The organism is Streptomyces sp. SID486 (assembly GCF_009865385.1).
Lineage (GTDB): Bacteria > Actinomycetota > Actinomycetes > Streptomycetales > Streptomycetaceae > Streptomyces.
Genome location: NZ_WWJT01000059.1, coordinates 1 through 5,541 on the forward strand (window position 1 = coordinate 1; position 5,541 = coordinate 5,541).

General features: G+C 73.9%; 5 protein-coding genes and 1 riboswitch. All 5 genes read left to right on the forward strand.

Annotation, left to right across the window (positions count from 1 at the left end; genetic code table 11):
* The first annotated feature begins 183 nt into the window (after nucleotides 1-183).
* A complete protein-coding gene (locus GT045_RS03080; protein ID WP_345942534.1) occupies nucleotides 184-873 on the forward strand; it encodes a lysozyme in 690 nt (229 codons plus the stop codon).
* A 143-nt stretch (nucleotides 874-1,016) separates the two neighbouring features.
* Entirely contained in the window at nucleotides 1,017-2,261 is a 1,245-nt protein-coding gene (locus tag GT045_RS03085) for an inorganic phosphate transporter (protein ID WP_161333212.1), read from the forward strand.
* 34 nt (nucleotides 2,262-2,295) lie between these two features.
* Nucleotides 2,296-2,523, forward strand: a complete 228-nt coding sequence (locus tag GT045_RS03090) for a hypothetical protein (RefSeq protein WP_161296980.1) — start codon at nucleotides 2,296-2,298, stop codon at nucleotides 2,521-2,523.
* A gap of 209 nt (nucleotides 2,524-2,732) precedes the next feature.
* Nucleotides 2,733-2,875, forward strand: a riboswitch (cobalamin riboswitch).
* Between the two features lie 97 nt (nucleotides 2,876-2,972).
* The gene (locus GT045_RS03095) at nucleotides 2,973-3,917 is read left to right on the forward strand and encodes a cobalamin biosynthesis protein (RefSeq protein WP_161333213.1); all 945 of its coding nucleotides are present in this window, start codon (nucleotides 2,973-2,975) and stop codon (nucleotides 3,915-3,917) included.
* Nucleotides 3,914-5,422, forward strand: a complete 1,509-nt coding sequence (locus GT045_RS03100) for a cobyric acid synthase (protein WP_161333214.1) — start codon at nucleotides 3,914-3,916, stop codon at nucleotides 5,420-5,422. Before GT045_RS03095 ends, GT045_RS03100 begins: the two co-directional genes overlap by 4 nt.
* Nucleotides 5,423-5,541 lie beyond the last annotated feature (119 nt).

The following is a 5,541-nucleotide window of genomic DNA, read 5'->3' on the forward strand; positions in this document are numbered from 1 at the left end:
TCGGTGCGGCCGGCCGGGTCCGTGGGGCCGGCCGGGTCCCCCGCGTCCGCCGGAGCGGGACGGGCGATCGGATTCCTGGCGCCGGACGGAGCGGGGCAGCCGGGCGGCCCGGGGATTCCGGTCGCGCCGGACGACCCCGCGGAACCGCTCGGAGCACTGGCGCCGGACGTCCCCGTGGAGCCGATCGGCTCCCTGATGCCAGCCGGATCGGCGGCGTTCGCCTCCGGCCGGGCGAAGGCCCCCAAGGGCCACGACGTGTCGTCCCACCAGAAGCGGGTGAACTGGACCGCCGCCCGGGCCAAGGGCGCGCGGTTCGTCTACATCAAGGCGACCGAGTCCACGAACTACCGCAACCCTTACTTCTCCGGGCAGTACACCGGCGCCCGCAAGGCGGGACTGCTCCGGGGCGCCTACCACTTCGCCCGGCCGGACCGCTCCTCCGGCGCCAAGCAGGCCGCGTACTTCGTACGGCACGGCGGCGGCTGGCAGGCGGACGGCTGGACGCTGCCGCCCGCGCTCGACATCGAGTACAACCCGTACAACGCGAACCGCAAGTGCTACGGACTGGGCAAGGCGGGCATGGTGCGCTGGATCCGGTCGTTCAGCGACGAGATCAAGCGGCGGACCGGCCGCCGTCCGGTGATCTACACCACGACCCAGTGGTGGAAGCTCTGCACCGGCAACAGCCGCTCGTTCTCCAAGAGCCACCCCCTGTGGATCGCCCGGCACGGCACCTCACGGCCGGGGGCGCTGCCGGGCGGCTGGCAGTACTGGACGTTCTGGCAGTACGGCACCAAGGGGGCGCTGCCGGGTGACCAGAATCTCTTCAATGGCTCCCTGAGCCGGCTGCGGATCTTCGCGCGGGGCCGCTAGCCAAGGGGCACTTGGGCCGACACGGGGAAGCGGAACCCGGCCCACCCTCGAGAGACACCATGACGCCCGACCCAGTTCATCTTCCGTTCACCCAGGTTGCCTACGTTCGTCGCGCCAACGACCTCGAACGATTGCCTGGGTAAATGGAAAGCTTCTCGCTGATCCTCGCGATTGTGGTGGTGACCGCCCTCGCGTTCGATTTCACGAACGGTTTCCACGACACCGCGAACGCGATGGCCACCACCATCTCCACAGGCGCCCTGAAGCCCAAGATCGCGGTGGCCATGTCCGCCGTCCTCAATCTTGTGGGCGCCTTCCTCTCGGTGGAGGTCGCGAACACGATCTCCAAGGGCCTCGTCGACGAGGCCGGCATCCGTCCCGAGGTCATCTTCGCCGCCCTGGTCGGCGCGATCCTCTGGAATCTGCTGACCTGGCTGGTCGGCCTTCCCTCCAGCTCCTCGCACGCCCTGATGGGCGGCCTGGTCGGCGCCACCGTCGCCTCCGCCGGCTTCGGCGCCGTGCACGGAGAGGTCCTGGTGACCAAGGTGCTGCTCCCGGCGGTCGCCGCGCCGCTCGTGGCGGGTCTCGCCTCGATGCTGGCCACCCGCTTCTCCTACGGTATCGGCGGCCGGGCCGAGGGCGACGCCACCCGCAAGGGCTACCGCGCCGGCCAGATCGCCTCCGCCGGCCTGGTCTCCCTGGCCCACGGCACCAACGACGCCCAGAAGACGATGGGCATCATCACCCTCGCGCTGATCGCGGGCGGCTCCGTCGCCCCCGGCTCCAACCCTCCCACCTGGGTGATCCTCTCCGCCGGCCTGGCGATCGCACTCGGCACCTACATCGGCGGCTGGCGCATCATCCGCACCATGGGCACGGGCCTGACCGACCTGGAGCCGCGCCAGGGCTTCGCCGCCCAGACCAGCGCCGCGACCGCCATCCTGGCCTCCTCCCACCTCGGCTTCTCCCTCTCCACCACCCATGTCGTCTCCGGCTCGGTCATGGGCGCGGGCCTCGGCCGCAAGGGCGGCGTGGTCCGCTGGTCCACCGCGACCCGGATGCTCGTCGCCTGGGTGCTCACCCTCCCGGCCGCCGCGCTGGTCGGCGCGGGTGCCGAGTCCGTCACCGACCTGGGTGACTGGGGCACCGCCGTGGTCGCCCTCTTCCTGGTCGCCGCGAGCGCCGCGATCTGGAAGATCTCCCGCCGCGAGGTCGTGGACCACACCAACGTCGTCGCCGAGACCGCCGAGCCGGCCGGTGTGGTCACCACCGCCATCGCCGCGGTGACCCCGCCGCCCGCGGGCACGGTCACCGAGGACCTGACGGCCACGATCCCCGCCCCGGCCACCGAGCCGGCGACCACCGCCGAGCCGGCCGCCACGGTCTGACCCCGAGCACCCGGTTACTGAAGGAAGCATCCCCATGAAGATCGACTGGGCGGCCATCGGCTCCGTCTTCGGCGTCAGCCTCGCGTTCACGGTGGGCCTGGTGGCCCTGTTCACCCTCGGTGTCAACGGTCTGGCCCGGCGCGAGAGGGCCGCGGCCCAGGGCGGCTCCGCCGGCCTCGCCGTCACCGGCGCCTACGTCTGCTTCGCGGCCTGCGCGGCGGCGGTGGCCTACGGCATCTACCTGATCGTGGCCAAGCCCTGACCCACCCGGCAGCGGCTGGGGCTGCCGGTGCGACCCGGCGCGTGCGCACCGGCGGCCGCGCTCACGCCCCGCACCGGGCGACGCAGTCGACCGAACATCCCGAGGCTCCCCTCCCGGCATCTGCCGAGGGGAGCCTCGGGCATGTCCTCACGCTCCGTCATGTGGGGATCGGCACACTCCTCCCCCGCAGGTCAACGGCAGGTTGACGGCCGTTCCGGGCGCGTGGTGGACTGCCCAGGCCAGCTACGGCGGCAGGAGAGGAAGCCGGTGCGAATCCGGCGCGGTCCCGCCACTGTCACCGGGGAAAGACCCCCGGGAGCCAGGAACTCTCACCGCCGATTCACGTCGAACCAGGGCGCGGACACCCTGAGTGAGGACACCGAACGCCATGCCCGGCTGCCGAAGGAACCGTTCCAGGACCGCTCCCGCGCCCATGGCCGGCTGAGCCGGTGGGTGCCGATCGCACGTACGCGTACGGTGCCGCCGCCGGCATCCTCGCCGATCTGCTCCTCGGCGACCCGCGCCGTGGGCATCCGGTCGCCGCCTTCGGCCGGGCGGCCGCGGCCGTGGAAAGCGCCCTGTGGCACGACCACCGTGGCTGGGGCGCCCTGCACACCACCGTCTGCGTCGGCGGCGCCGTCGGTCTCGGCGCGCTGGCCGTACGCGCCGTACGCCCCTCCCCCGCCGCCTCCGTCGCGCTGACCGCCGCCGCCACCTGGGCCGTCACGGGCGGGACCTCGCTGGCCCGGGAGGCCCGCGCCGTCGGGAGCGCCCTGGCGGCCGGCGACGTCGAGGCGGCCCGGGCCCGGCTGCCGCATCTGTGCGGCCGGGACCCGCAGGCGCTGGACGCCGACGGGATCGCCAGGGCGGTGGTCGAGTCGGTCGCCGAGAACACCTCCGACGCCGTGGTCGGCGCCCTCGTCTGGGGTGCCCTGGCCGGGGTCCCGGGTCTGGCCGGGTTCCGCGCGGTCAACACCCTGGACGCCATGGTGGGCCACAGGTCGCCCCGGCACCGCCGCTACGGCTGGGCCTCCGCCCGCCTCGACGACGTGGCCGGCTGGCCGGGGGCGCGGCTGACCGCCGTACTCGCCGCCGCGGCCGGTCCCGATCCGCGGGGCGCCCTGCGCGCCTGGCGGGCCGACGCGCACCGGCACCCGAGTCCCAACGCCGGGCCGGTGGAGGCGTCCTTCGCCGGTGCGCTCGGTGTCCGGCTGGGCGGAACGCTCTCCTACGGCGGGCGGGTCGAGCACCGCCCCGTACTCAACGGCGGCGCCGGACGGCCGGTCCGGGTCGCCGACATCGACCGCGCCGTACGGCTCTCCCGCCGCGTCGGCCTGCTCGCGCTCGGCGCCACCCTCGCCGGGCGCGCACTGTGGAAGGGGCACGGGAAGTGAACGGTGGTCTCCTCGTCGCCGGCACCACGTCCGACGCCGGAAAGAGCGTCGTGACGGCCGGCATCTGCCGCTGGCTGGCACGCCAGGGCGTGAAGGTCGCGCCGTTCAAGGCGCAGAACATGTCCCTCAACTCGTACGTCACACGGGAGGGTGCGGAGATCGGCCGGGCCCAGGCCATGCAGGCCCAGGCCTGCCGGATCGAGCCGACCGCGCTGATGAACCCCGTGCTGCTCAAGCCCGGCGGCGAGCAGAGCAGCCAGGTGGTGCTGCTCGGCAAGCCGGTCGGGGAGATGAGCGCGCGGGGCTACCACGGCGGACGCCAGCAGCGGCTGCTCGGCACGGTGCTGGACTGCCTCGCCGAGCTGCGGGGCACGTACGACGCGGTGATCTGCGAGGGGGCGGGGAGCCCGGCCGAGATCAACCTGCGGCGCACCGACATCGTCAACATGGGCATCGCCCGGGGTGCCCGGCTGCCCGTGCTCGTGGTCGGCGACATCGACCGCGGCGGCGTCTTCGCCTCCTTCTTCGGGACCGTCGCCCTGCTCTCGCCCGAGGACCAGGAGCTCGTCGCCGGGTTCCTGGTGAACAAGTTCCGGGGCGACGTCAGTCTGCTGGCGCCGGGGCTGGACATGCTGCACGGACTCACCGGGCGGCACACCTACGGCGTGCTGCCGTTCCGGCACGGGCTCGGCATCGACGAGGAGGACGGGCTGCGCATCTCGCTGCGGGGCACCGTCCGCGAGTCGACCGTCGCTCCCCCGGTCGGCGAGGACGTGCTGCGGGTCGCCGTGTGCGCGATCCCGCTCATGTCCAACTTCACCGACGTGGACGCGCTGGCCGCCGAACCGGGCGTCGTGGTGCGGTTCGTGGACCGCCCGGAGGAACTGGCGGACGCCGACCTCGTGGTGGTCCCGGGCACGCGCGGGACCGTACGGGCGCTGCGGTGGCTGCGGGAGCGCGGGCTCGCGGACGCGCTCGTGCGCCGGGCCGCTGAGGGGCGCCCCCTGCTCGGCGTGTGCGGCGGCTTCCAGATCCTCGGCGAGCACATCGAGGACGAGGTCGAGTCGCGCGCCGGTGAGGTCGCCGGGCTCGGGCTGCTCCCCGTGCGGGTGCGTTTCGCCCGCGAGAAGACCCTGACCCGGCCGGCCGGGGAGGCCCTCGGCGAGCCGGTCGACGGCTACGAGATCCACCACGGGGTGGCCGAGGTCACCGGCGGGGAACCCTTCCTGGACGGCTGCCGGGCCGGCCAGACCTGGGGCACCCACTGGCACGGCTCGCTGGAGTCGGACGGCTTCCGGCGGGCCTTCCTGCGGGAGGTGGCCGCCGCCACGGGCCGCCGCTTCGTGCCCGCGCCGGACACGTCCTTCGCCGCGCTGCGCGAGGAACAGCTCGACCGGCTGGGCGACCTGATCGAGCAGCACGCGGACACGGACGCGCTCTGGCGGCTCATCGAGTCGGGTGCGCCGCGAGGGCTGCCCTTCGTGCCGCCGGGAGCGCCGGCATGAGCACGCCGGTCCCGCCGTCGAGCGCCGGCACGCACCCGCCGGCGGACCGCGGGCCGTGGAGCGACGGCGGACCGCGCACGGACCGGGGACCGTGGACGAAGCGTGTACCGCTGACCGAC

Excerpts from the sequence above, each read along its gene's own strand:
- GT045_RS03085 (WP_161333212.1), top strand. The coding sequence starts at position 1,017 with ATGGAAAGCTTCTCGCTGATCCTCGCGATTGTGGTGGTGACCGCCCTC.
- GT045_RS03090 (WP_161296980.1), top strand. The coding sequence starts at position 2,296 with ATGAAGATCGACTGGGCGGCCATCGGCTCCGTCTTCGGCGTCAGCCTC.